Source organism: Colwellia sp. RE-S-Sl-9, from assembly GCF_048296855.1.
In the GTDB taxonomy this organism is placed as follows: domain Bacteria; phylum Pseudomonadota; class Gammaproteobacteria; order Enterobacterales; family Alteromonadaceae; genus Pseudocolwellia.
Map to the genome: position 1 here is coordinate 3,642,937 of NZ_CP182631.1, position 26,578 is coordinate 3,669,514.

A 26,578-nucleotide genomic window follows, 5' to 3' on the forward strand; every position below is an offset into this window, starting at 1 on the left:
TTTATAGCCCCAAACAGTGCATTATTGACGTCTAGACGTAGATGTCACTGTAATACTCTGCCAAATATAATGTATATAGGCAGTTCGGTCATAACCAGCTAGCTGAGGAACCCCATGGCTTACTCATACTTTGAGAAGAAGCGAATTAGAAAGGACTTTGGTAAAAGTACACAAGTAATGGATTATCCATTTCTGTTGTCTATCCAATTAGAATCTTTCCGCAAGTTTATAGATATTGATCCGACAGGTGAAACAGGCCTAGAAGCTGCGTTTCGTTCTATTTTTCCAATTAAAGCGTATTCTGGTAGTTCAGAATTACAATATGTTAGTTACCGTTTAGGTGAACCGTTATTTGACGTTAAAGAATGTCAAATTCGTGGTGTAACCTATTCTGCTCCATTACGTGTAAAGCTTCGTTTAGTTGTATACGATAAAGAAGCAGCAGCTGGTACGGTAAAAGATATTAAAGAACAAGAAGTATACATGGGCGAAATCCCATTGATGACTGAAAACGGAACGTTTGTTATTAATGGTACAGAGCGTGTAATCGTATCTCAATTACATCGTTCTCCAGGCGTATTCTTTGATCACGATAAAGGTAAAACTCATTCATCAGGTAAAGTGTTATATAACGCACGTGTTATTCCTTACCGTGGTTCATGGTTAGACTTTGAATTCGATCCAAAAGATAACTTATTTGTACGTATTGACCGTCGTCGTAAATTACCTGCGTCAATTTTATTACGTGCATTAGAATATTCTACTGAAGAAATCTTAGATATTTTTTACGATACTACATCGTACGAAATTAAAGGCGATAAGCTTATAATGGAGCTTGTGCCAGAACGTTTACGTGGTGAAACTGCAACGTTCGATATTAAAGTAGGTAAAGGCGATGTTATTGTTGAGCAAGGTCGTCGTATTACTGCTCGTCATATCCGTTCTTTAGAAAAAGAAAATATAACATCATTAGAAGTACCTGCAGAATATATTGTTGGTAAAGTTTTATCTAAAGCATATATTGATAAATCTACAGGTGAAGTTATTGCTGAAGCTAATGCAGAATTAACATTAGAATTGTTAGCTGAATTAAGCCAAGCAGGCCATAAGAAAATCTCTACGTTATATATGAACGAATTTGATGTTGGTTCATATATGTCGGATACATTAAGAGTAGATAGTTCAACTAACCGTCTAGAGGCGTTAGTTGAAATTTACCGAATGATGAGACCTGGCGAGCCACCAACTAAAGATGCTGCTGAAACATTATTTAATAACTTATTCTTTGCATTAGAGCGTTATGACCTTTCAACTGTTGGTCGTATGAAGTTCAATCGTCGCGTTGGAATTGCTGATGAAATAGGTGAAGGAATTTTATCTAAAGAAGATATTATTTCAGTCATGAAAACATTAATCGGTATACGTGATGGTAAAGGTGAGGTTGATGATATCGACCATCTTGGTAACCGCCGTATACGTAGTGTTGGCGAAATGGCCGAAAATCAATTCCGTGTTGGTTTAGTTCGTGTTGAAAGAGCAGTACGTGAACGTTTAAGTTTAGGTGACTTAGATGCGATAATGCCGCAAGATTTAATTAACGCTAAGCCTATTTCTGCAGCGGTTAAAGAATTCTTTGGTTCGTCTCAACTTTCACAATTTATGGATCAAAACAATCCATTATCTGAAGTTACACATAAACGTCGTATTTCAGCATTAGGCCCAGGTGGTTTAACGCGTGAACGTGCAGGTTTTGAAGTTCGAGATGTACATCCAACTCACTATGGTCGTGTTTGTCCAATCGAAACTCCAGAGGGACCAAACATTGGTCTGATCAACTCTCTATCATGTTATGCACGTACCAACGATTACGGTTTCTTAGAAACTCCTTACCGTAAGTTAGTTGATGGTGTTGTAACTGATGATATTGAATATTTATCAGCAATCGAAGAAGGTAATTTTGTTATCGCTCAAGCGAATGCTGAGATGGATAAAGATAATCGATTAACGCAAGAGCATGTACCTTGTCGTCATAAAAATGAATTTACGTTAAAAGCTGCTGATTCAGTTCAGTATATGGATGTATCTCCACAACAAATCATTTCAGTTGCAGCAAGTTTAATCCCGTTCTTAGAACACGATGATGCCAACCGTGCATTGATGGGATCAAACATGCAACGCCAAGCTGTTCCGACATTAAAAGTGGATAAACCACTTGTTGGTACGGGTATGGAAAAAATAGTTGCTGTTGACTCAGGTGTAACTGCAGTTGCTAAACGTGGTGGTGTTGTAACATATGTTGATGCTTCGCGTATTGTTGTAAAAGTTAACGAAAATGAAATGGTACCTGGTGAAGCCGGTATTGATATTTATAACTTAACTAAATACACACGTTCTAATCAAAATACCTGTATCAATCAACGACCAGTGTGTCGCATGAATGAACCTGTTACTCGTGGTGATGTGTTAGCTGATGGCCCGTCAACAGATATGGGTGAATTAGCGCTTGGTCAAAACATGCGTATAGCATTCATGCCTTGGAACGGTTACAACTTCGAAGATTCAATGTTGTTATCAGAACGTGTAGCGATAGAAGATCGCTTCACAACAATTCACATCCAAGAGTTAACATGTATTGCTCGTGATACTAAATTAGGCTCTGAAGAAATAACTTCAGATATCCCTAACGTTGGTGAATCAGCATTATCTAAACTTGATGAAGCGGGTGTTGTATATATTGGTGCTGAAGTTAAAGGTGGCGATATCCTTGTAGGTAAAGTAACACCTAAAGGCGAAACACAACTAACGCCAGAAGAAAAACTATTACGTGCTATTTTTGGTGAAAAAGCAGCTGATGTTAAAGACAGCTCTTTACGTGTACCAAATTCGGTTTCAGGTACAATTATCGATGTTCAAATCTTCACTCGTGACGGTGTAGAAAAAGATAAACGTGCTGTTGAAATCGAAGAAATGCAATTAAAAGAAGTTAAGAAAGATCTTGGCGATGAATTTAGCATTTTAGAAGATGGCATTTATGCACGTGCTAAGAAATTATTACTATCAGCTGGATTAAATGAAGCTGATCTTAATAGCATGTCTCGTGACAAGTGGTTAGTTCAAAATTTATCTGATGAAGGGCAACAGTCTGAATTAGAGCAAATTGCAGAACAATACGACAACATTAAAGCTGATTTTGATAAGAAGTTTGAAGTTAAGCGTCGTAAAATTACTCAAGGTGATGATCTAGCTCCAGGTGTACTTAAAATTGTTAAAGTATACTTAGCGGTTAAACGCCACATACAGCCAGGTGATAAAATGGCTGGTCGTCATGGTAACAAAGGTGTTATCTCAAACGTTGTTCCAGTAGAAGACATGCCATATGACGAACATGGTGTACCGGTTGATATCGTATTGAACCCGTTAGGTGTTCCATCGCGTATGAACATCGGTCAGATCTTAGAAACTCATCTAGGTATGGCGTGTCGTGGTATCGGTGAGAAAATTAACCGTATGCTTCAAGCACAGCAAGAAATTCATAAATTACGCAATTTCTTACAAGATGTATATAACGTAGGTGAATCTCGTCAAGAAGTAGACGTAGCAAGTTTTTCTGATGATGAAGTTATGCGTTTAGCATCGAACTTACGTGCAGGTTTACCTATTGCAACACCAGCATTTGATGGTGCAGCAGAGAAAGAAATTAAAGAACTATTTAAACTAGCTGATATGCCTGAAAGTGGACAATTTACGTTAACTGATGGTCGTACAGGTCGTGAATTTGAACGTCCAGTAACAGTTGGTTACATGTACATGTTAAAACTAAACCATTTAGTTGATGACAAAATGCATGCACGTTCTACTGGTTCATACTCACTTGTAACGCAACAACCTCTTGGTGGTAAAGCACAATTTGGTGGTCAGCGTTTTGGTGAGATGGAAGTATGGGCACTTGAAGCATACGGTGCTGCATATACTCTACAAGAAATGCTAACAGTTAAATCAGATGATGTTAACGGTCGCACTAAGATGTATAAAAACTTAGTAGATGGTGATCATCGTATGGAACCAGGTATTCCTGAGTCGTTCAACGTATTGTTGAAAGAGATTCGTTCGTTAGGTATTAACATCGAATTAGATCAAGAATAGCAAATAACTGATTTGCTGGCTTTTTGTTATAAAGGTTAGTACATGGAGAGAGTAGAAATACTCTCTCGCGTATTTAACTCCGACAGGAGAATAGTGTGAAAGATTTACTTAAGTTTCTTAAGCAACAAAATCAAACAGAAGAGTTCGATGGTATTCGCATCGGGCTAGCATCACCAGATATGATCCGCTCATGGTCATTTGGTGAAGTTAAAAAACCAGAAACAATTAACTATCGTACGTTCAAACCTGAGCGTGATGGTTTGTTCTGTGCGCGTATATTTGGACCAGTTAAAGACTACGAATGTCTTTGTGGTAAATATAAGCGTCTTAAGCACCGTGGTGTTATTTGTGAAAAATGTGGCGTTGAAGTTACATTAACTAAAGTTCGTCGTGACCGTATGGGTCACATCGAATTAGCAAGCCCAGTTGCGCATATTTGGTTCTTAAAATCATTACCTTCACGTATTGGTTTATTACTAGACATGACATTACGTGATATCGAACGTGTACTATATTTCGAATCATACGTAGTAACAGAACCAGGTTTAACGACTTTAGAAAAGAGCCAAATTCTTACTGAAGAAGAATACCTAGATGCTTTAGAAGAGCATGGCGATGAGTTTGATGCGAAAATGGGTGCTGAAGCAGTACTTGCATTATTGCAACAAATCGACCTTGACGGTGAAGTTGCGCAAATGCGTGAAGAACTTCCTGAAATTGGTTCTGAAACTAAACGTAAGAAAATCACTAAACGTTTAAAATTAATGGAAGCATTCGCTGCTTCAGGCAACAAGCCTGAGTGGATGATTATGTCTGTTCTTCCAATCTTACCACCTGATTTACGTCCTCTAGTTCCACTAGATGGTGGTCGTTTTGCTACGTCTGATTTGAACGATTTATACCGTCGTGTAATTAACCGTAACAATCGCCTTAAACGTCTTCTTGATCTGGTTGCTCCAGATATTATCGTACGTAACGAAAAGCGTATGTTACAAGAATCTGTAGATGCATTATTAGATAATGGTCGTCGTGGTAGAGCTATTACTGGTTCAAACAAACGTCCATTAAAATCGCTTGCTGATATGATCAAAGGTAAGCAAGGTCGCTTCCGTCAAAACTTACTAGGTAAACGTGTAGATTACTCTGGTCGTTCTGTAATTACCGTTGGTCCAACACTACGTTTACATCAATGTGGTTTACCTAAGAAAATGGCACTTGAGTTATTCAAACCATTTATTTACGGTAAATTAGAAGCTCGTGGTTTAGCGACTACAATCAAAGCGGCTAAAAAATTAGTTGAACGTGAAGGCGCTGAAGTTTGGGATGTACTTGATGAAGTTATCCGTGAACATCCAGTTATGCTTAACCGTGCACCAACACTTCATAGATTAGGTATTCAAGCTTTTGAGCCTGTTCTTATTGAAGGTAAAGCAATCCATTTACACCCATTAGTTTGTGCGGCATACAATGCCGATTTCGATGGTGACCAAATGGCGGTACACGTACCATTAACTATCGAAGCTCAAATGGAAGCTCGTACGTTAATGATGTCGACAAATAACGTACTTTCTCCAGCTAACGGTGATCCAATCATCGTACCATCGCAAGATGTTGTATTAGGTTTATATTACCTAACGCGTGATCGTGTAAATGGTAAAGGTGAAGGTATGGTTTTTGCTGACACTAAAGAAGCTGAGAAAGCATACCGTACTGATGTAGCTGAATTACATGCACGTGTTAAAATTCGTATTACTGAACATGTTCGTAATGCTGAAGGTGTATTAGAAGCTCGTACGTCATTACGTGATACTACAGTAGGTCGTGCTATTTTATGGCAAGTATGTCCAGACGGTTTACCGTATGACTTAATTGACCAACCACTTGGTAAAAAACCTATTTCGAAACTGATTAACCATGCTTACCGTAACCTTGGTTTAAAAGAAACGGTAATGTTTGCTGACCATATCATGTACACAGGTTTCCATTACGCAATGGTAGCTGGTGCATCTGTTGGTATTGATGACATGGTTATTCCTGCTGCTAAGTACACAATCATTGAAGACGCTGAAGAAGAAGTTGCTGAAATTCAAACACAGTTTGAACAAGGTCTTGTTACAGCGGGTGAGAAGTACAACAAGGTAATCGATATTTGGTCATCTGCTAACGAAAAAGTTTCGAAAGCGATGATGGATAACTTATCTAAAGAAACGGTTATAAATCGTGATGGTGAGCCGGAAGAACAAGACTCTTTCAACTCAATCTTTATGATGGCCGATTCTGGAGCTCGTGGTAGTGCCGCGCAAATACGTCAGCTTGCGGGTATGCGTGGTCTGATGGCTAAACCAGATGGTTCAATCATTGAAACGCCTATTACAGCTAACTTCCGTGAAGGTCTTAACGTATTACAATACTTTATCTCGACACATGGTGCGCGTAAAGGTCTTGCCGATACAGCACTTAAAACAGCTAACTCGGGTTACTTAACTCGTCGTTTAGTTGATGTTGCACAAGATTTAGTCGTAACTGAACATGACTGTGGCACATATGATGGTCTACTAATGACACCACTGATCGAAGGTGGTGATGTTGTTGAACCATTAAGAGAACGTGTACTTGGTCGTGTAGTTGCAGAAGATGTATTAAAGCCTGGTACTGAAGAAGTTCTTTTACCTCGAAATACACTTATTGACGAAGCATTTTGTGATTTCATTGAAGAAAATTCAGTGGATCAAATGATGGTACGTTCAATTATTACTTGTAAAACAGATTTTGGTATTTGTGCACATTGTTACGGTCGTGATTTGGCTCGTGGTCATATGATCAACCAAGGTGAAGCAATTGGTGTTGTGGCAGCACAATCAATTGGTGAACCAGGTACACAGTTAACCATGCGTACGTTCCATATCGGTGGTGCTGCATCTCGTGCATCAGCAGAGAACAACGTTCAGGTTAAGAATAACGGTACTTTAAAACTTCAAAATGCGAAGTATGTAACTAACTCTGAAAATCACTTAGTTATTACATCACGTTCATCAGAACTAACAGTAATTGATGAACATGGTCGTGAGAAAGAGCGCTATAAAGTTCCATACGGTTCTGTAATTTCTAAACAAGACGGTGAAGAGCTAAATGCTGGTGACATCATTGCTAATTGGGATCCGCATACGCATCCAATTATTACTGAGGTTGGTGGTAGAGTTCAATTTGTTGAATTGATCGACGGTGTAACTATGGTTCGCCAAACTGATGAATTAACAGGTTTATCTAGTATTGTTGTAACTGATGCTGGTCAACGTAACTCTGCAGGTAAAGAGATGCGTCCTATGGTTAAGCTAATTGATGCTAAAGGTAATGATGTAATGATTGCTGGTACAGAAATTCCAGCACAATACTACTTGCCAGGTAACGCGATTGTTAACCTAGAAGATGGTGCAGAAGTAAACATTGGTGACGCGTTAGCTCGTATTCCTCAAGAAAGCTCAAAAACTCGTGATATCACGGGTGGTCTACCTCGTGTTGCTGATTTATTTGAAGCACGTAAGCCTAAGCTACCAGCTATTCTGGCAGAGAAAACAGGTATTATCGGCTTTGGTAAAGAAACTAAAGGTAAAGTTCGTTTATTAATCACTCAACCAAGTGGTGAAGTATACGAAGAAATGATCCCTAAAATGCGTCAACTTACTGTGTTCGAAGGTGAATCAGTACTTAAAGGTGAAGTTATCGCCGACGGTCCAGAATCTCCACACGACATTTTACGACTACGTGGTGTAGCGCCTGTTGCTAATTACATAGTAAACGAAGTACAAGAAGTATATCGTTTACAAGGTGTAAAAATTAACGACAAGCACATCGAAGTTATCGTTCGTCAAATGATCCGTAAGTGTGAAATTTTAGACGCTGGTGATAGTGATTTCTTAAAAGGTGAACAGCTAGAAGTTGCTCATGTAAATATTGCAAATCGTGAATTGGAAGCACAAGGTAAAAAACCTGCTGAATACGAAATGCAAATGATGGGTATTACTAAAGCATCACTTTCTACTGATTCATTTATCTCTGCTGCTTCTTTCCAAGAAACAACACGTGTTCTAACTGAAGCTGCTGTAGCAGGTAAGAAAGATAACTTACGTGGCTTGAAAGAAAACGTAATTGTTGGTCGATTAATACCTGCTGGTACGGGTTATTCATACCACCAAGAAAGAGCACGTAAGCGTAATGCTGTACCTGTTGAAGAAGTAACAGTATCTGTTGATGACGCAGCGCAGGCGTTAACAGATGCATTGAATGCAGATTAATTAAGATCAGCATTTAAAGTAGAATATTAGGTAAAGTAAGCTGTAAAACTTGACAGCTTACTACTTGACCTATAGAATTCCGCGACCTTATATTCTGTACTAGTTATGTATAAAATATAAGGTCGCGGATTTTCACGTTTATAAGGGTATGAATTTCTTATTGATTGGGATTTATACAAGTTTAACTAATCGGGAGCTATTTAATGGCAACTATTAACCAATTAGTACGTAAACCTCGTGTAAGACAAGTAACAAAAAGTAATGTTCCGGCATTACAAGCTTGTCCACAACGTCGTGGCGTATGTACTCGTGTGTATACAACTACACCAAAAAAACCAAACTCAGCACTACGTAAAGTTGCTCGTGTTCGTTTAACTAACGGCTTCGAAGTTACTTCATATATCGGTGGTGAAGGTCACAACTTACAAGAGCATAGCGTTATATTAATTCGCGGTGGTCGTGTTAAAGATTTACCAGGTGTGCGTTATCACACTGTTCGTGGCGCACTAGATTGTTCTGGTGTAAGCGATAGAAGACAAGGCCGTTCTAAATACGGTGCTAAACGACCTAAATCTTAAGTTTCCCTATCTCTGCTCAATTTAAGTGGGCAAGATTAGAAACGTTAAGTAAGGCCAAATAATATATTACATTTTGGGTTAATCCTGAATACAACGGAGAATTAAGATGCCAAGAAGACGCGTCGTAGGGCAACGTAAAATATTGCCAGATCCTAAGTTCCATAACGAACTTTTAGCAAAATTCATCAACATCCTTATGGTTGATGGTAAAAAATCTACTGCAGAAAAAATTGTATATGGTGCACTAGACATTTTAGTTGAGAAATCTGAAAAAGATCAATTAGAACTTTTCGAAGAAGCGTTAGAAAACATCCGCCCACAAGTGGAAGTTAAATCGCGTCGTGTAGGTGGTTCTACTTATCAGGTTCCAGTTGAAGTACGTCCAGTTCGTCGTAATGCACTAGCCATGCGCTGGTTAGTTGACGCAGCTCGTAAACGTGGTGAAAAATCAATGGCTCAGCGCCTAGCTAACGAAATGTTAGATGCGTCTGACAGCAAAGGTTCAGCGGTTAAAAAACGTGAAGACGTTCACCGTATGGCTGAAGCAAACAAAGCATTCGCTCACTACCGTTGGTAGAAAAGTGATTGTCGTGATTACCGTTTGTCATAAAACGGTAATCACAACTTTTTATTATCTGGGTTAGAAGCTCAGAAAGAGGATGTAAAAGTGGCACGTACTACCCCTATAGAGCGCTATCGTAACATTGGTATCTGTGCTCATGTTGATGCCGGTAAAACGACAACTACAGAAAGGGTACTTTTTTATACAGGTCTTTCACACAAAATTGGTGAAGTGCACGATGGTGCAGCTACAATGGACTGGATGGAACAAGAACAAGAGCGAGGTATAACTATAACCTCAGCTGCAACAACTTGTTTTTGGAAAGGTATGAATGCTCAGTTCGAAGATCATCGCATTAATATCATTGATACTCCTGGCCATGTTGATTTTACTATCGAAGTAGAACGTTCTTTACGTGTACTTGATGGTGCCGTACTTGTATTATGTGGTTCTTCTGGTGTTCAGCCACAAACCGAAACTGTATGGCGTCAAATGGAAAAATATTCCGTTCCGCGTATTGTTTTTGTAAATAAAATGGACCGCACAGGCGCAAACTTCCTAAATGTAGTTAACCAGATGAAAACTCGTCTGGGTGCAAATGCAGTTCCTATTCATTTGGCTATTGGTGCAGAAGAAGATTTTAAAGGTGTAATCGACCTAATTAAGATGAAAGCAATCAACTGGAATGAAGCAGACCAGGGAATGACTTTCACTTACGAAGAGATCCCCGCAGAAATGCAGGATGAAGCCGAAGAGTGGCGTGAAAATTTAATATCTGAGGCTGCAGAAGCGTCAGATGAAATGATGGATAAATATCTTGAAGAAGGTGATTTATCCGAAGAAGAAATAAAAGCAGGATTAAGAGCAAGAACATTAAATAACGAGATTATTTTATGTTCTTGTGGTTCAGCATTCAAAAACAAGGGCGTTCAAGCTGTATTAGATGCAGTTGTTGAGTATTTACCGTCTCCTGTAGAAGTTGCTGCTATAACCGGTATAAATGACGATAAAGATGAAACTGAAGGAACGCGAGAAGCAGATGATAAAGCTCCGTTTTCTGCATTAGCTTTTAAAATAGCAAATGACCCTTTTGTTGGTACACTTACTTTCTTCCGTGTTTATTCTGGTGTTGTTAAAACGGGTGATACTGTTTATAACCCTATTAAGGGTAAAAAAGAACGCTTAGGTCGTATCGTGCAAATGCATGCAAACGATAGAAAAGAAATTAAAGAAGTGTACGCTGGTGATATCGCGGCGGCAATAAGTTTAAAAGACGTTACAACAGGTGAAACTTTATGTGATCCAAATCATGTAATTACACTTGAACGTATGGAATTTCCTGAACCAGTGATTTCAGTAGCAGTAGAGCCTAAAACATTAGCAGATCAAGAAAAATTAGCTATAGCATTAGGAAAACTTGCAGCAGAAGATCCTTCATTTAGAGTAGAAACAAATGAAGAAACAGGACAAACAATAATTTCAGGTATGGGGGAATTACACCTCGATATCTTAGTTGAGCGAATGAAACGTGAATTTAGTGTTTCATGCAATGTAGGTAACCCTCAAGTTGCGTATCGTGAAACTATCCGCTCAACAGTTAATGTTGAAGGGAAATTTGTTCGACAATCAGGTGGTCGTGGTCAGTATGGTCATGTATGGTTGAAAATGGAGCCTTTACCTGAAGGAAAGGGTTTCGAGTTTGTCGACGAAAGTGTTGGTGGTAGCGTTCCAAAAGAATATATCCCAGCAGTTGAAAAAGGCTGTAGAGAGCAAATGGACAGCGGTGTACTTGCTGGTTATCCTATGCTTGATATAAAGGTAACACTTTATGATGGCTCTTTTCATGACGTTGATTCAAACGAAATGGCGTTTAAAGTAGCTGCATCAATGGGCTTTAGACAGGGAGCTATCGAAGCTTCTCCTGCACTATTAGAACCTATGATGAAAGTTGAAATAACAACGCCAGAAGAAAATATGGGTGATGTCGTTGGTGACTTAAATCGTCGACGCGGCTTAATCGATGGCATGGATGAAGGACCTGCAGGTTCTAAAATAGTGAATGCTACGGTACCACTATCTGAAATGTTTGGTTATTCAACTGCTTTACGCAGTGCCACTCAAGGGCGAGCCTCTTACTCGATGGAATTTCAGCAATATAGTGAAGCTCCTCAGAAAGTACTCGACTCATTAACAAATTCTAATGGATTCTAATGGATTCTCGTAAGGCGCTCACTTAATATTTAGTGAAAGTCTAGCTCGGTCAACATGGCTGCGCTTTTAATAAACTTTAAGGTAATTGTAAAATGGCTAAAGCAAAATTTGAACGTAATAAACCACACGTAAACGTCGGAACAATCGGACACGTAGATCACGGTAAAACAACGTTAACAGCTGCAATCTCTGCGGTATTAACGAAAGTACACGGTGGTGAAGTAAAAGATTTCGCACAAATCGATAATGCTCCAGAAGAGCGTGAGCGTGGTATAACAATTAACACATCTCACATCGAATACGATACAGAAACACGTCACTACGCACACGTAGATTGTCCTGGCCATGCTGATTATATTAAAAACATGATCACAGGTGCAGCACAAATGGATGGAGCAATCTTAGTAGTTGCTGCTACAGATGGTCCAATGCCACAAACACGTGAGCACATCTTACTTTCACGTCAAGTAGGTGTACCATTCATCATCGTATTCATGAACAAATGTGACATGGTAGATGACGAAGAATTATTAGAATTAGTAGAAATGGAAGTTCGTGAACTTCTAAGTGAATACGAATTCCCAGGTGATGACTTACCAGTAATTCAAGGTTCAGCTTTAGGCGCACTTCAAGGTGAAGAGAAGTGGGAAGCTAAGGTTATCGAACTTGCAGAAGCACTTGATACTTATATCCCAGAGCCAGAGCGTGCAGTTGATGGAGCATTCATCATGCCTATCGAAGATGTATTCTCAATCTCAGGTCGTGGTACAGTTGTAACAGGTCGTGTTGAACGTGGTATCATCAAAGTAGGTGAAGAAGTAGAAGTTGTAGGTATTCGTGATACACAAAAATCAACGTGTACAGGTGTAGAAATGTTCCGTAAGCTTCTTGACGAAGGTCGTGCTGGCGAGAACTGTGGTGTACTTTTACGTGGTCTTAAGCGTGAAGACGTAGAACGTGGTCAAGTACTATGTAAGCCTGGTTCAATCTCACCACACACTAAATTCGAATCAGAAGTATACGTGTTAAGTAAAGATGAAGGTGGTCGTCATACTCCATTCTTCAAAGGATACCGTCCACAGTTTTACTTCCGTACAACAGACATCACAGGTGCAGTAGAGCTTCCTGAAGGTGTAGAAATGGTAATGCCAGGCGACAACTTGAAGTTTGTTGTAGAGCTTATCAACCCAGTAGCGATGGACGAAGGTTTACGCTTCGCTATCCGTGAAGGTGGTCGTACAGTAGGTGCTGGTGTAGTATCTAAAATCATTGACTAATATCGTTTAATCGATTGTTAATGTAGAAAGGTCGCGCAAGCGGCCTTTTTTGTTTATGGCAAGTACGACTACTTTCATGGACGTGATGACCGAGCAGGTTAAGGATCTATGCCCAAGGGCATGGATTGAATTAGCGAGGGCTAGGAGCTCAGCGACGAGTCGTATAGTAGATGAGATATAGTATCTAAAATCTTTGACTAACATTGTTTAATCTATTGTTAATGTAGAAAGGTCGCGTAAGCGGCCTTTTTTGTCTGTTTTTATGAATACAAACCCTGAGTAGTATTATTGATAAATGTAGATTTCGTCGACAATGAAAAGGTAGGAATGATCAATCTTATTTAATTGGGGGGAGGTATATTGGTTATACAAAAGTAGGTCGATATATTTTGGGTATTAAAAAGGGCGCCTAAGCACCCTTTGGAAGAAATTTTAAGAAACGTTATTTCTTAGCATTACGCTCTTTAACTTCAGATATTACAGTTTCAGCAACATTGTTAGGACAAGGCATATAGTGTGAGAATTCCATAGAGAATTGACCACGACCAGATGTCATTGTACGTAACGATCCTATGTAACCAAACATCTCTGAAAGAGGAACGTCAGCTTTAATGCGAACACCAGTAGAAGAAGGTTCTTGATCTTTGATCATACCACGACGACGGTTAAGGTCACCGATTACATCACCAACATGATCTTCAGGTGTGAATACATCAACTTTCATAATTGGTTCAATTAATTGAGCACCAGCTTTAGGAATTGATTGACGGAAAGCACCTTTAGCAGCAATTTCAAAAGCAACAGCAGATGAATCAACTGCATGGAAACCACCATCGTATAATTCTACTTCAACATCTAATACAGGGAAACCAGCAAGAGTACCGGTATCCATCATAGATTTGAAACCTTTCTCAACAGCTGGGAAGAATTCTTTAGGAACATTACCACCAACAACTGACGATTTGAAAACGAAACCAGAACCTGGTTCACCAGGACGAATACGGTAATCAATCTTACCAAACTGACCAGAACCACCTGATTGTTTCTTATGTGTGTAAGAATCTTCAATGGCTTGAGTAATCGTTTCACGGTAAGCAACCTGAGGTTTACCAACAACTAAATCAACACCGTATGTACGCTTAAGAATATCTACTTTGATATCTAAGTGAAGCTCACCCATACCACGTAGGATTGTTTCACCTGAATCAATATCAGTTTCAACTTGGAAAGTAGGATCTTCAGCAACCATCTTACCGATAGCAATACCCATCTTCTCAGATCCACCTTTATCTTTCGGTGTTACAGAAATTGAGATTACAGGAGCAGGGAATACCATAGCTTCTAATGTACAAGGATCTTTAGGATCACATAATGTGTGACCTGTTTGTACATTTTTCATACCTACGATAGCTAATATATCACCGGCTTGTGCTTCAGATAATTCAGTACGGTCATCAGCTTGCATTTCTACCATACGGCCAACACGTTCAGTTTTACCCGTAAATGAGTTTAATATGGTATCGCCTTTCTTAAGTTTACCTGAATAGATACGGATAAAAGTAAGTGCACCAAAACGGTCATCCATAATTTTGAATGCTAACGCTTTAAATGTTGCTTCAGTATCAACTACAGCAAATTTTCCTGTAGGCTCACCTAACTCATCTGTTAAAGGTTGAGGGTTAACATCAGTAGGACAAGGTAAGTAATCAACAACAGCATCAAGAAGAAGTTGCATACCTTTGTTTTTGAATGCAGAACCACAGTATGTAGGGAAGAACATTAATTCGTTTGTACCTTTACGGATACAAGCTTTAATTTGCTCTTCAGTAGGTGTAAGTTCGCCTTCTAAGTAATCCATTAATAGATCTTCGTCTGCTTCTAAAGCAGTCTCAATCATTTGCTCACGGTATATAGCCGCATCATCAACCATGTGAGCAGGGATATCTGTGATTTCGTAGTTTTCAGGAAGACCTGTATCATCCCAAACGTATGCTTTTTGACTTAGAACGTCAACAACACCAATGAAGTCATCTTCTTCACCAATTGGTAAAGTCATAATAAGTGGGTGAGCACCTAATACCTTTTTAACTTGATCTGTTACACGGTAAAAGTTTGCACCTAAACGGTCTAATTTGTTAACGAATATTAAACGAGCTACTTTAGAGTCGTTCGCGTAACGCCAGTTAGTTTCTGATTGAGGTTCAACACCACCTGAACCACAGAATACACCAACACCACCATCAAGAACTTTTAATGAACGGTAAACTTCTACAGTAAAGTCAACGTGACCAGGAGTGTCAATTACGTTAAAACGGTGCTTTTTCCATTCACAAGTAACGGCTGCAGACTGGATAGTAATACCGCGCTCAGCTTCTTGCTCCATGAAGTCAGTCGTAGACTCACCATCATGTACTTCACCAGTTTTATGAATTTTACCGGTTAATTTAAGGATACGTTCAGTTGTTGTGGTTTTACCAGCATCAACATGAGCGAAGATACCAATATTTCTGTATTTAGATAAATCTGCCATTACTTTACTCTATTTTAAGTTCTACTAAAAAAGCGGAATTGTTGAAAATTTGCGCGCGAGTATACCATTACTAAAAATAAATCTACATAAAAAAAATAGTTAACTTTAATTATTTGAGCGCATTCTATATCTAAGGTAAAAAATAGTTTGATAATTAATCACTTTATGATGTGCTTTACTTATTATCTGAGATAAGTGTTCAATCATTAAATTCATTAAATGATGAGAAGAACAAAATATATGGTTAAACACTTTTTAAGTGCTATTTAATCAAGTTATAAAAAGTCAGTTTACGTTATTGGTAGGTTAAAGCTTAAAACGGTAAAGCATAAATATAACTTTAGAAAAATTTATACAATGGATGAGTTGATATTAAAGCTTTACAGCATGCATGTAGTTATTACTAAATGACCTTACCCCGTGTCGAACAAAAAATGAATTCTTCTGCTTATATATAGGTACGATTAAACTGACACGTAATAAAAAGTTGCGTTAACTTAGTTGTTATGTATAATACGCGTCCACGTTGAGCATGCTTAACGTGATTATACTGAAATTTTATCGATTGAGTTTCAGATTACAGCAATCCCGATATGGGATTGAATGATATATATAGCGACACACCCCCCTTTAATATATTGAAAGGTGATGGGCTGTGTTTTGTTGTTCTTTAAAATGGGGATTTGATTCATGTCAAATCAAAGAATTCGCATTCGTTTGAAAGCGTTCGATCATCGTTTGATTGATCAATCAACAGCTGAAATCGTAGATACTGCTAAACGTACTGGCGCACAGGTTCGTGGACCAATTCCACTACCTACACGTAAAGAACGTTTTACTATCTTGACTTCACCACACGTTAACAAAGATGCTCGTGATCAATACGAAATTCGTACTCACAAGCGCTTAATTGATATCGTAGAACCAACTGAAAAGACTGTTGACGCTTTAATGCGTTTAGATCTTGCAGCTGGTGTTGATGTTCAAATCAGCTTGGGTTAATAGGGGGTTTTTAACATGACTATAGGTCTAGTTGGACGTAAAGTAGGTATGACTCGCATCTTCACTGAAGATGGTGTTTCAACGCCTGTTACAGTCCTAGAAGTTGAAGCCAACCGTGTTGCTCAGGTTAAAACTGTTGACAACGATGGTTATTCAGCGCTTCAAGTTACTACGGGTAGCAAAAAAGCTAATCGTACTAACAAACCAACAGCTGGTCATTTTGCTAAAGCTGGTATCGAAGCAGGTCGTGGCCTGTGGGAATTCCGTTTAGATGCAAATGAAGGTGAAGGTCTTGAATTAGGCAGTAACATTACTGTTGAATTATTCAACGACACTAAATTAGTAGACGTAACTGGAACTTCGAAAGGTAAAGGTTTCCAAGGCGGTATCAAACGTTGGAATTTTTCAATGCAAGATGCTACGCATGGTAACTCTATCTCTCACCGTTCAAACGGTTCTATCGGCCAGTGTCAAACACCAGGTCGTGTCTTCAAAGGCAAAAAAATGTCTGGTCACATGGGTGCTGTGAAAGTAACTACACAAAACCTTGAATTGGTTCGCGTTGACGCAGAACGTAACTTGCTCCTTATTAAAGGTGCAGTTCCGGGTGCAATCAACGGTAACGTAATCATTAAACCAGCTGTTAAAGCCTAACGTCCGGGAGATTTGTGATGGAATTAGCATTAAAAGACGCTTCAGGCGCTCTTCAAGTTTCTGAAACAACTTTTGGACGTGAGTTTAATGAAGCATTAGTACATCAAGTAGTTGTTGCTTACGCAGCAGGTTCTCGTGCAGGTACTCGTGCTCAAAAAACTCGTTCAGAAGTTAGCGGTGGCGGCAAGAAACCTTGGCGTCAAAAAGGTACTGGCCGTGCGCGTGCTGGTACAACTCGTGGTCCAATTTGGCGTTCAGGCGGTGTAACATTTGCTGCTAAACCTCAAGACCACAGCCAAAAAGTTAACCGTAAAATGTACCGTGGTGCTATCGCTAGTATCCTTTCTGAGTTAGTTCGTCAAGAACGCTTGATTGTGGTAGAAAATTTTGCAGTAGAAACACCAAAAACTAAAGAGTTAGTAGCTAAACTTAACGCTTTGGAGTTAAAAGATGTATTAATCGTAACTCCAGAAGTTGATGAAAATTTATTTTTATCAGCACGCAACTTATATAAAGTTGACGTACGTGATGTAGACGGTATTGACCCAGTTTCTTTAGTTGGTTTCGAAAAAGTTTTGATGACTGCTACTGCAGTTAAGCAAATTGAGGAGATGTTATCATGATAAACGAAGAACGTTTGTTAAAGGTGCTTTTAGCGCCGAACATTTCTGAGAAAAGCACTATGGCTGCTGAAGCAAACAACACTGTTGTTTTCAAAGTTGCTACTACTGCTACTAAAGCTGAAATCAAAGCAGCCGTTGAGAAGCTTTTCGAAGTTTCTGTCGAAGGTGTTCGTACGCTAAATGTTAAAGGTAAGACTAAACGTACAGGTGCTCGTATCGGTCGTCGTAACGACTGGAAAAAAGCATATGTAACTCTTGCTGAAGGTAGCGAAATCGACTTCGTCGGCGCGGAATCATAGGAGCAGTTAAAAATGGCTATAGTAAAATGTAAACCTACTTCTCCGGGTCGTCGCCACTTAGTTAAAGTGGTTAACGCCGAGTTGCATAAAGGTAAGCCTTACGCACCATTACTTGATACTAAATCAAAGTCTGGTGGTCGTAACAATAACGGTCGTATTACAGTACGTCATATCGGTGGTGGTCATAAGCAACACTATCGTTTGATTGACTTTAAACGTACTAAAGATGGTATCCCTGCAAAAGTTGAACGTTTGGAATATGATCCAAATCGTACTGCTAACATTGCACTTGTATTATACGCAGATGGTGAGCGTCGTTACATATTGGCTCCAAAAGGCCTAACTGCTGGTGATGTTATCCAGTCAGGTGTAGATGCTCCAATTAAGCCAGGTAATACATTACCATTACGCAATACTCCTTTAGGTAGTGTTGTACACGCAATTGAACTTAAACCAGGCAAAGGTGCTCAAATCGCACGTGCAGCTGGTGCATATGCTCAATTAGTAGCTAAAGACGGTGCGTATGTAACATTACGTTTACGTTCTGGTGAAATGCGTAAAATTGAGTCTGATTGTCGTGCTACTCTAGGCGAGATTGGTAACTCTGAGCACATGCTTCGCTCTTTGGGTAAAGCTGGTGCTTCAAGATGGCGCGGTGTTCGTCCTACTGTTCGTGGTGTTGCTATGAACCCAGTAGACCATCCACACGGTGGTGGTGAAGGTAAAACTTCAGGCGGTCGTCATCCGGTATCACCTTGGGGTGTACCAACTAAGGGTTACAAGACTCGTTCAAACAAGCGTACCGATAAATTTATCGTACGTCGTCGTACTAAATAGTACTAACTAAGTAAAGAGGATTCACCATGCCACGTTCTCTCAAGAAAGGTCCATTTATAGACCTGCACTTGTTGACGAAGGTAGAGAAAGCTCTGGAAAGCGGGAATAAAAAGCCAATTAAAACTTGGTCTCGTCGTTCAATGATCATACCTAATATGATCGGATTGACCATAGCTGTCCATAATGGCCGTCAACACGTCCCTGTATTTGTAACTGATGAAATGATCGGTCACAAATTAGGAGAATTTGCACCAACTCGTACTTACCGCGGCCATGTTGCGGATAAGAAAGCGAAAAGATAAGGGGAAATTAGATGGAAGCTATTGCTAAACATAAATTTGCCCGTGGTTCTGCTCAAAAAGCACGTTTAGTTGTGGATCAAATCCGCGGCTTACATGTTGAAAAAGCGCTTGAAATATTAACATACAGCAATAAACAAGCTGCAGTGTTAGTTAAAAAAGTACTTGATTCAGCAATTGCTAATGCTGAGCATAACGAAGGTGCAGATATTGATGAACTTATCGTAAAAACTATTATGGTTGACGATGGTCCAACAATGAAGCGTATTAGACCTCGTGCGAAAGGCCGTGCCGATCGTATAATTAAGCGTACAAGCCACATTACTGTGATTGTATCTGATAGCTAGGAGATATTAGTATGGGTCAAAAAGTACATCCAAACGGTATACGCCTAGGTATCACGAAACCTTTCGCGTCTACTTGGTTTGCAAGTAATAAAGATTTTGCTGCTAATTTGCACGGTGACCATTTGGTACGTGCATACTTAACTGAAAAGTTAAAACGTGCTTCATTATCTAAAGTTGTAATTGAACGTCCAGCTAAATCTATCCGCGTAACAATTCACACGGCTCGTCCAGGTGTTGTTATTGGTAAGAAAGGCGAAGACGTAGAAAAATTACGTTTACAAGTATCGAAAATTGCTGGTGTTCCAGCTCAAATCAACATCGCTGAAGTACGTAAGCCAGAAATGGATGCACAGTTAGTTGCTGAGAGTATCACAAGTCAATTAGAACGTCGTGTTATGTTCCGTCGCGCTATGAAGCGTGCAGTACAAAATGCAATGCGTTTAGGTGCTAAAGGTATAAAAGTTCAAGTGAGCGGTCGTTTAGGCGGAGCAGAAATTGCTCGTGCTGAATGGTATCGTGAAGGTCGTGTTCCATTACACACTTTACGTGCTGATATCGATTACGCAACAGCTGAAGCTAATACTACCTATGGTATTATCGGTGTTAAAGTTTGGATCTTTAAAGGCGAAATTATTGGCAATATGCCATTACAAGCAGAGCAACCAGCTGCTAAGCCTAAAAGAAAGAACAACCGCAAGCCTAAGTAGAGGAATAAGTAATGTTACAACCAAAACGTACTAAATTCCGTAAGCAATTTAAACTGCGTAACCGTGGTCTTGCACACACTGGTAGCGCTGTTAGCTTCGGTACTTTCGGGTTGAAATCACTTGAGCGTGGTCGTATGACTGCACGTCAAATTGAAGCAGCTCGTCGAGCTATGACTCGTCACGTTAAACGTCAAGGTAAAATTTGGATCCGTGTATTTCCTGATAAGCCAATTACTAAAAAACCATTAGAAGTTCGTATGGGTAAAGGTAAAGGTTCAGTGGAATATTGGGTATGTCAAATTCTTCCTGGTCGTGTTCTTTATGAAATGGAAGGTGTTCCTGAATCTGTAGCACGTGAAGCATTTGCATTAGCAGCTGCTAAACTGCCATTCAAAACAACCTTCGTAACTAGAACGGTGATGTAATGAAAGCTAGTGAACTTAAAAATAAAAGCATTGAAGAGCTAAACGCTGAATTATTAGGCTTACTTCGCGAGCAGTTTAATTACCGCATGCAAGCAAGCACTGGTCAATTAGCGCAAACTCACTTGCTTAGACAAGTACGCCGTAATATCGCGCGTGTTAAGACTATCATAACTGAAAAGGCAGGTAAGTAATGAGCGAAGTTAAAGTTCGTACACTACAAGGTCGTGTTATCAGTGACAAAATGGATAAGTCTATCACTGTCCTGATTGAGCGTCGTGTTAAGCATCCTATGTACGGTAAATTCATCACTCGTTCAACTAAGTTGAAAGCGCATGATGAAACTAACCAATGTGTAGCAGGTGATGTAGTAACTATTCGTGAATGTGCTCCAATCTCTAAGTCTAAAAACTGGACATTGGTTGACGTTATCACTAAAGCGTAATCTATCGTTTAGATAATTAACGTTAAGAAGTTACATAAAAAACCCTATCATTTATTTGATAGGGTTTTTTTATGCCTATAAATTCAAATTCATTAAAATGACTTTATTCTGTCACTAAAAATTAACGTTGTGGTCAATATAATCAAGCAACGAAAGATCCTTAAATCATGTTTCTTTTGGATTATGGCTTCTACAGGCAAGTTAAAAAGAAATGTCTCGTTTATTAAATAAAGACCTACTTTTTGCTGAAATGGGTATAACTGATTTTGTTAATTTAGTGATATTTTATCCATCTTTGTAGAAATGTGCCTTAAATTTAAAATAGGCCTTTTATATGAAAGTTCCCGCTATATTTGTTATCAATTTAGACCGTTCGCTTGATCGTTTAAAATCAAGTGAGTCACAGTTGAAGGATTGTGGGTTTAAATTTGAACGTATCTCAGCAGTTGACGGTAAAGAATTAGTCAGTGATGAAATACAAAAACATTATTGTAAAAAGAAAAATAACAAGGAATACCATAAAGAACTTACACGCGGGGAAATAGGGTGTTATTTAAGTCACCGTAAAGTTTGGCAAAAAATTGTAGATGATAAAATCGAATATGCCATCATTCTAGAAGATGATTTTGCAATAGAGGGGAATATCAATAAAACTATTTCTACTTTAAATCGGATAGATTTCGAGTGGGATTATATAAAATTAGCGACTTATAAAAAAAGAACAAGAAATATAGCATTTAGCCAACCAATTAATAATATGCATTTAGTACTATTCAATAAAGCGATGGCAGGAACATGCGCACAAGCCGTTTCATATTCAGGAGCAAAAAAATTATTACTCAATTCTGCTCAATTTGGGCGCCCAATAGATATTGATTTACAATACTGGTGGGAAAAGAACATAGAATTATTTGCTCTTCTGCCATATCCTTTTGCTCCTGATCTTAGTTTAGCAAGTGATATTGCTGCAATGAAACCTCATGATATTAAAATTAAAACTAAGTTTTGGAAAAGAAAACTTCAACAACTTGATTTTATATATAGAAATAATCGTGAGAGAACACAGTTAATTCAAAAATATAAATGAGTTAACTGACTTGAATAACATATATTGAATTAAAAATTCTTATGCAAGCCCCTATATCTAAAGATGTAATACCTATCTATACCGTGTTGTTTATTTTTTCTTAATTTAAGGTATCACTTTTTAACCTCTGGTGTTATAATCTCGCGCCCGCTCGTTGTGAGTGGGATTTAGAAGGCAGTGACGGGTCAAATTTCTGGCCTTGAATTTAATCTTTTATAAGATAATTTAGCGGAGACATATTAAATGATCCAAATGCAATCACAATTGAACGTAGCTGATAACAGCGGCGCTCGACGTGTACAATGTATAAAGGTTCTTGGTGGTTCGCACCGTCGCTACGCACGCATTGGTGATATCATTAAAATTGCAGTGAAGGAATCAAATCCTCGCGGTAAAGTTAAAAAAGGTGATGTTCTTACTGCAGTAGTGGTGCGCACTAAGAAAGGTGTTCGTCGTTCAGATGGTTCTACCATCCGTTTTGATGAAAATGCGGCTGTAATGTTAAATGCTAACTTACAACCAATTGGTACTCGTATTTTCGGTCCTGTGACACGTGAACTTCGTAATGAAAAGTTCATGAAAATTGTTTCACTTGCACCAGAAGTACTTTAAGGAGTCACGATAATGGCATCTAAAATTCGTCGTGATGATGAAGTAATCGTACTTGCAGGAAAAGACAAGGGCAAAACTGGTAAAGTAACCAAAGTTCTTGTAGAAGAAAGCAAAGTATTTGTTGAAGGTATTAACTTGATCAAAAAGCACACTAAGCCTGTACCTCAGTTACAGCAGCCTGGTGGGATTGTTGAAAAAGAAGCACCTTTAAATGTTTCCAACGTTGCGATTTTAAACCCAGCTACTGGGAAAGCGGATCGTGTTGGTTTTAGAGATGAAAACGGAAAGAAAGTACGTTTTTTCAAATCTAATAACGAATTAATTTAATTGGAGTAAACGATGGCGAAACTGCATGATTTTTACAAAGATACAGTTGTAGCTGAATTGCAAAAGCAATTTGCTTACAAAAGTGTCATGCAAGTCCCTCGGATTGAAAAGATCACCCTTAACATGGGTGTTGGTGAAGCTATATCTGATAAAAAGGTATTAGAACACGCCACGAATGATCTTACTGCAATCTCAGGTCAAAAGCCGGTCACGACAGTAGCACGCAAATCAGTTGCGGGCTTCAAAATTCGTGAAGGCTATCCTATAGGCACAAAAGTAACTCTACGCGGTGAGCGTATGTGGGAATTTTTAGAGCGTTTAATTTCTATCTCTATTCCACGTATTCGCGATTTTCGTGGCTTAAATCCTAAGTCATTCGATGGTCGTGGTAACTACAGCATGGGTGTACGTGAACAAATTATCTTCCCGGAAATCGAATACGATAAAATCGATAAAATTCGTGGATTAGATGTCACTATCACTACGAGTGCGAAGAATAACGAAGAAGGTCATGCTTTATTGACTGCTTTCAACTTCCCATTTAAGAAAAAGGTGTAGAGTTATGGCTAAATCGTCAATGAAAGCTCGTGAAGCTAAAAGAACTAAGCTTACAACTCAGTATGCTGAAAAGCGTGCAGCGTTGAAAAAAATCATCTCAGGTGTTAATTCTTCTGAAGAAGAACGTTGGGATGCGGTATTGAAACTTCAAAGTTTACCTCGTGATTCAAGCAGTAGTCGTCAACGTAATCGTTGTAATATTACTGGTCGTCCACATGGATACTTACGTAAATTCGGCTTAAGCCGTATTAAGTTGCGTGAAGCAACTATGCGTGGTGAAGTTCCAGGTCTTAAGAAAGCTAGTTGGTAATTCACGGGAGTAAATGGTTATGATGACTGATCCTATCGCGGACATGTTTACACGCATCCGCAACGGTCAATCTGCAGCTAAAACTGCAGTAACAATGCCATCTTCTAAGGTTAAAGTAGCAATTGCTAACTTACTTAAAGAAGAAGGTTACATCTCAGAGTATTCAGTATCAGGCGAAGCAAAACCTGAACTTGCTGTTACTTTGAAATATTTTGAAGGTAAAGAAGTAATCGAAACAATCAAACGTGTTTCACGTCCTGGTCTTCGTGTATACAAAGGTGCTAACGAGTTACCTAAAGTATTAGCGGGAATGGGTATTGCGATTGTATCAACTTCTAAAGGTCTTATGACTGATCGCGCCGCTCGCACTGCGGGTCTTGGTGGCGAAATCCTCGGTTTCGTAGAGTAAGGAGCAGAACTATGTCTCGTGTTGCAAAAGCACCTGTCCAAGTACCTGCTGGCGTTACTATTACGTTATCTGGTCAAGACATTAAAGTAAAAGGTCCTGTAGGTGAACTTTCACGTACTATCCATAGTTTAGTAGCGGTATCTTATGAAGATAACACTATTACAACGGGTGTAGTAAGTGAAGATAAAGCTGCTTGGGCTCAAGCCGGTACTGCACGTTCTTTAATCAACAATATGGTTGAAGGTGTAAGTAAAGGTTTTGAAAAGAAACTAGTTTTAAACGGTGTTGGTTACCGTGCAAAAGCTGCGGGTAAGAACTTAAACTTATCTCTTGGTTTTTCACATCCGGTTGACCACGCTATTCCAGAAGGAATAACTGTTGAAACTCCTAGCCAAACTGAAATCACACTGAAAGGTGCTGATAAACATTTAGTTGGTCAAACTGCAGCGAACATTCGTGAATACCGCAAGCCAGAGCCTTATAAAGGTAAAGGTATACGTTATTTAGACGAAAATGTTCGTCGTAAAGAAGCTAAGAAGAAGTAGGGTAATACGATGGATAAGAAAACATCTCGTTTGCGCCGCGCTAAACGCGCCCGTGCAAAAATTAGCGAGCTGGGTGCGAATCGTTTAGTCGTTCACCGTACTCCTCGCCACATTTACGCGCAATTGATTGCACCAACAGGTTCTGAAGTTATTGTAGCAGCGTCTACTTTAGATAAAGAATTAAGTGCTCAGTTAGAAAAAACAGGTAACGTTGAAGCAGCTATAGCTGTAGGTAAAGCAATTGCAGAACGTGCAGTAGCTAAAGGTATTACTACTATTGCCTTTGACCGTTCAGGTTTTCGTTACCATGGTCGCGTAAAAGCGTTAGCAGATGCAGCTCGTGAAGCTGGTCTACAGTTCTAGGGGTTGATGATGGCTAATCAAGAAAACTCACAACAAAGTGATTTAGCTGAAAAGTTAATCGCAGTTAACCGTGTTTCAAAAGTGGTTAAAGGTGGTCGTATTTTCAGTTTCACTGCACTAACAGTAGTTGGTGATGGCAACGGTCGCGTTGGTTTTGGTTACGGTAAAGCACGTGAAGTGCCTGCTGCAATTCAAAAAGCAATGGAAAAGGCTCGTCGTAACTTAGTAACAGTTGATCTGAAGGGTACTACTCTTCAACATCCTATCAAGGGTCGTCATTCTGGTTCTAAGGTTTACATGCAACCAGCTTCAGAAGGTACAGGTATCATCGCCGGTGGCGCGATGCGTGCAGTACTTGAAGTTGCAGGCGTACAGAACGTATTGTCAAAAGCATACGGTTCTACTAACCCAATTAACGTAGTTCGCGCTACTGTATCTGCTCTTGCGAATATGCATTCGCCGGAAGCTGTTGCAGCTAAACGTGGCAAAAGCGTTTCAGACATTTTGGGGTAATTGAGCATGGCTAAAACAGTTAAAATAACTCAAGTAAAAAGTTCTATAGGTCGTTTACCTAAACATAGAGCTACTTTAAAAGGTCTTGGATTACGTCGTATTCGTCATACAGTAGAGTTAGAAGATACTCCATCTGTACGCGGTATGATTAACCAAGTGTCTTACATGATTAAGGTGGAGGATTAATAATGCATTTAAATACTTTATCTCCTGCACCAGGTGCAAAGAAAGCTAAAAAGCGCTGTGGTCGTGGTATAGGTTCTGGTATTGGTAAAACAGGTGGTCGTGGTCACAAAGGTCAGAAATCTCGTTCTGGCGGTAGTGTACGTCCTGGTTTTGAAGGCGGTCAAATGCCATTGAAACAACGTTTACCTAAGTTTGGTTTCACATCACGTAAATCTTTAGTTCACGCTGAAGTACGTTTACATGAGCTAAACACAATCACAGGTGATGTGGTTGATATCTTTACTTTAAAAGATGCAAACTTAATTACACGTAACATCAAAACAGCAAAAATCATGCTTTCTGGTGAAATCACAAAACCTCTAACGGTTCGTGGTTTAAGTGTTACTAAAGGCGCACGTGCAGCTATTGAAGCTGCTGGCGGAAAAATCGAGGAATAGTAC

The 26,578-nt window shown here is 39.2% G+C and carries 29 protein-coding genes; 28 read left to right on the forward strand and 1 reads right to left on the reverse strand.

Features of this window, described 5'->3' with window-relative positions:
• Positions 1–114 precede the first annotated feature (114 nt).
• The 6 genes from rpoB (at position 115) to tuf (ending at position 13,063) form a co-directional block, all read left to right on the forward strand.
• The gene (gene rpoB / locus ACM9HF_RS15720; protein WP_473611006.1) at positions 115–4,143 is read left to right on the forward strand and encodes a DNA-directed RNA polymerase subunit beta; all 4,029 of its coding nucleotides are present in this window, start codon (positions 115–117) and stop codon (positions 4,141–4,143) included.
• Between the two features lie 95 nt (positions 4,144–4,238).
• Complete coding sequence (gene rpoC / locus ACM9HF_RS15725; RefSeq protein ID WP_473611010.1) at positions 4,239–8,435, forward strand: DNA-directed RNA polymerase subunit beta'; 4,197 nt, start codon at positions 4,239–4,241, stop codon at positions 8,433–8,435.
• 203 nt (positions 8,436–8,638) lie between these two features.
• Positions 8,639–9,013: a 30S ribosomal protein S12 gene (gene rpsL, locus ACM9HF_RS15730; RefSeq protein ID WP_011045492.1), complete on the forward strand. Its 375-nt coding sequence runs from the start codon at positions 8,639–8,641 to the stop codon at positions 9,011–9,013.
• A 106-nt stretch (positions 9,014–9,119) separates the two neighbouring features.
• A complete protein-coding gene (gene rpsG, locus ACM9HF_RS15735; RefSeq protein ID WP_077343577.1) occupies positions 9,120–9,590 on the forward strand; it encodes a 30S ribosomal protein S7 in 471 nt (156 codons plus the stop codon).
• Positions 9,591–9,680: 90 nt separating this feature from the next.
• Entirely contained in the window at positions 9,681–11,786 is a 2,106-nt protein-coding gene (fusA, locus tag ACM9HF_RS15740) for an elongation factor G (RefSeq protein ID WP_473611018.1), read from the forward strand.
• A 92-nt stretch (positions 11,787–11,878) separates the two neighbouring features.
• Positions 11,879–13,063, forward strand: coding sequence for an elongation factor Tu (gene tuf / locus ACM9HF_RS15745; RefSeq protein WP_473610976.1), 1,185 nt, complete (start codon positions 11,879–11,881; stop codon positions 13,061–13,063).
• Between the two features lie 442 nt (positions 13,064–13,505).
• Here the strand turns inward: tuf and fusA (ACM9HF_RS15750) are convergent, their stop codons facing one another.
• Positions 13,506–15,593, reverse strand: coding sequence for an elongation factor G (gene fusA, locus ACM9HF_RS15750; protein ID WP_473611022.1), 2,088 nt, complete (start codon positions 15,591–15,593; stop codon positions 13,506–13,508).
• Between the two features lie 690 nt (positions 15,594–16,283).
• Here fusA (ACM9HF_RS15750) and rpsJ point away from each other — a divergent pair.
• The 22 genes from rpsJ to rplO all read left to right on the forward strand — a co-directional run bounded on the left by rpsJ (position 16,284) and on the right by rplO (position 26,575).
• Complete coding sequence (gene rpsJ, locus ACM9HF_RS15755) at positions 16,284–16,595, forward strand: 30S ribosomal protein S10 (RefSeq protein ID WP_019026497.1); 312 nt, start codon at positions 16,284–16,286, stop codon at positions 16,593–16,595.
• 15 nt (positions 16,596–16,610) lie between these two features.
• Complete coding sequence (rplC, locus tag ACM9HF_RS15760) at positions 16,611–17,249, forward strand: 50S ribosomal protein L3 (protein ID WP_077340502.1); 639 nt, start codon at positions 16,611–16,613, stop codon at positions 17,247–17,249.
• Positions 17,250–17,266: 17 nt separating this feature from the next.
• Positions 17,267–17,872 carry a 50S ribosomal protein L4 gene (gene rplD / locus ACM9HF_RS15765; RefSeq protein ID WP_077340501.1) on the forward strand — a complete coding sequence of 202 codons (606 nt, stop codon included), beginning with the start codon at positions 17,267–17,269 and terminating at the stop codon, positions 17,870–17,872.
• Positions 17,869–18,171, forward strand: a complete 303-nt coding sequence (gene rplW / locus ACM9HF_RS15770; RefSeq protein ID WP_076420819.1) for a 50S ribosomal protein L23 — start codon at positions 17,869–17,871, stop codon at positions 18,169–18,171. Before rplD ends, rplW begins: the two co-directional genes overlap by 4 nt.
• A gap of 12 nt (positions 18,172–18,183) precedes the next feature.
• Complete coding sequence (gene rplB, locus ACM9HF_RS15775; protein ID WP_473611033.1) at positions 18,184–19,008, forward strand: 50S ribosomal protein L2; 825 nt, start codon at positions 18,184–18,186, stop codon at positions 19,006–19,008.
• A 26-nt stretch (positions 19,009–19,034) separates the two neighbouring features.
• A complete protein-coding gene (gene rpsS, locus ACM9HF_RS15780) occupies positions 19,035–19,310 on the forward strand; it encodes a 30S ribosomal protein S19 (RefSeq protein ID WP_076420823.1) in 276 nt (91 codons plus the stop codon).
• 11 nt (positions 19,311–19,321) lie between these two features.
• Entirely contained in the window at positions 19,322–19,654 is a 333-nt protein-coding gene (gene rplV / locus ACM9HF_RS15785) for a 50S ribosomal protein L22 (RefSeq protein ID WP_077340499.1), read from the forward strand.
• An 11-nt stretch (positions 19,655–19,665) separates the two neighbouring features.
• Positions 19,666–20,361, forward strand: coding sequence for a 30S ribosomal protein S3 (rpsC, locus tag ACM9HF_RS15790; protein WP_473611042.1), 696 nt, complete (start codon positions 19,666–19,668; stop codon positions 20,359–20,361).
• 11 nt (positions 20,362–20,372) lie between these two features.
• Complete coding sequence (gene rplP / locus ACM9HF_RS15795) at positions 20,373–20,786, forward strand: 50S ribosomal protein L16 (protein WP_077340498.1); 414 nt, start codon at positions 20,373–20,375, stop codon at positions 20,784–20,786.
• Complete coding sequence (rpmC, locus tag ACM9HF_RS15800) at positions 20,786–20,977, forward strand: 50S ribosomal protein L29 (protein ID WP_077340497.1); 192 nt, start codon at positions 20,786–20,788, stop codon at positions 20,975–20,977. The genes rplP and rpmC overlap by 1 nt, the downstream gene beginning before the upstream one ends.
• Positions 20,977–21,228, forward strand: coding sequence for a 30S ribosomal protein S17 (rpsQ, locus tag ACM9HF_RS15805; protein ID WP_473611049.1), 252 nt, complete (start codon positions 20,977–20,979; stop codon positions 21,226–21,228). Before rpmC ends, rpsQ begins: the two co-directional genes overlap by 1 nt.
• Positions 21,229–21,562: 334 nt before the next feature.
• Positions 21,563–22,315 (forward strand): glycosyltransferase family 25 protein, encoded by a 753-nt coding sequence (locus tag ACM9HF_RS15810; protein ID WP_473611053.1) that lies wholly within the window; start codon positions 21,563–21,565, stop codon positions 22,313–22,315.
• Between the two features lie 243 nt (positions 22,316–22,558).
• Positions 22,559–22,927: a 50S ribosomal protein L14 gene (rplN, locus tag ACM9HF_RS15815; protein ID WP_070375069.1), complete on the forward strand. Its 369-nt coding sequence runs from the start codon at positions 22,559–22,561 to the stop codon at positions 22,925–22,927.
• A 12-nt stretch (positions 22,928–22,939) separates the two neighbouring features.
• Positions 22,940–23,254: a 50S ribosomal protein L24 gene (rplX, locus tag ACM9HF_RS15820; protein ID WP_076420837.1), complete on the forward strand. Its 315-nt coding sequence runs from the start codon at positions 22,940–22,942 to the stop codon at positions 23,252–23,254.
• Positions 23,255–23,266: 12 nt separating this feature from the next.
• The gene (gene rplE / locus ACM9HF_RS15825; RefSeq protein ID WP_076420839.1) at positions 23,267–23,812 is read left to right on the forward strand and encodes a 50S ribosomal protein L5; all 546 of its coding nucleotides are present in this window, start codon (positions 23,267–23,269) and stop codon (positions 23,810–23,812) included.
• Between the two features lie 4 nt (positions 23,813–23,816).
• Entirely contained in the window at positions 23,817–24,122 is a 306-nt protein-coding gene (gene rpsN, locus ACM9HF_RS15830) for a 30S ribosomal protein S14 (RefSeq protein ID WP_077340493.1), read from the forward strand.
• A gap of 19 nt (positions 24,123–24,141) precedes the next feature.
• A complete protein-coding gene (gene rpsH / locus ACM9HF_RS15835) occupies positions 24,142–24,531 on the forward strand; it encodes a 30S ribosomal protein S8 (protein ID WP_473611063.1) in 390 nt (129 codons plus the stop codon).
• A gap of 11 nt (positions 24,532–24,542) precedes the next feature.
• Positions 24,543–25,076: a 50S ribosomal protein L6 gene (gene rplF / locus ACM9HF_RS15840; protein WP_473611068.1), complete on the forward strand. Its 534-nt coding sequence runs from the start codon at positions 24,543–24,545 to the stop codon at positions 25,074–25,076.
• Positions 25,077–25,085: 9 nt separating this feature from the next.
• Positions 25,086–25,439 carry a 50S ribosomal protein L18 gene (gene rplR / locus ACM9HF_RS15845; RefSeq protein ID WP_077340489.1) on the forward strand — a complete coding sequence of 118 codons (354 nt, stop codon included), beginning with the start codon at positions 25,086–25,088 and terminating at the stop codon, positions 25,437–25,439.
• 9 nt (positions 25,440–25,448) lie between these two features.
• The gene (gene rpsE / locus ACM9HF_RS15850) at positions 25,449–25,952 is read left to right on the forward strand and encodes a 30S ribosomal protein S5 (protein ID WP_076420850.1); all 504 of its coding nucleotides are present in this window, start codon (positions 25,449–25,451) and stop codon (positions 25,950–25,952) included.
• A 6-nt stretch (positions 25,953–25,958) separates the two neighbouring features.
• Positions 25,959–26,138: a 50S ribosomal protein L30 gene (gene rpmD / locus ACM9HF_RS15855; protein WP_076420853.1), complete on the forward strand. Its 180-nt coding sequence runs from the start codon at positions 25,959–25,961 to the stop codon at positions 26,136–26,138.
• Between the two features lie 2 nt (positions 26,139–26,140).
• Positions 26,141–26,575: a 50S ribosomal protein L15 gene (gene rplO / locus ACM9HF_RS15860; protein WP_473611077.1), complete on the forward strand. Its 435-nt coding sequence runs from the start codon at positions 26,141–26,143 to the stop codon at positions 26,573–26,575.
• Positions 26,576–26,578: the final 3 nt, after the last annotated feature.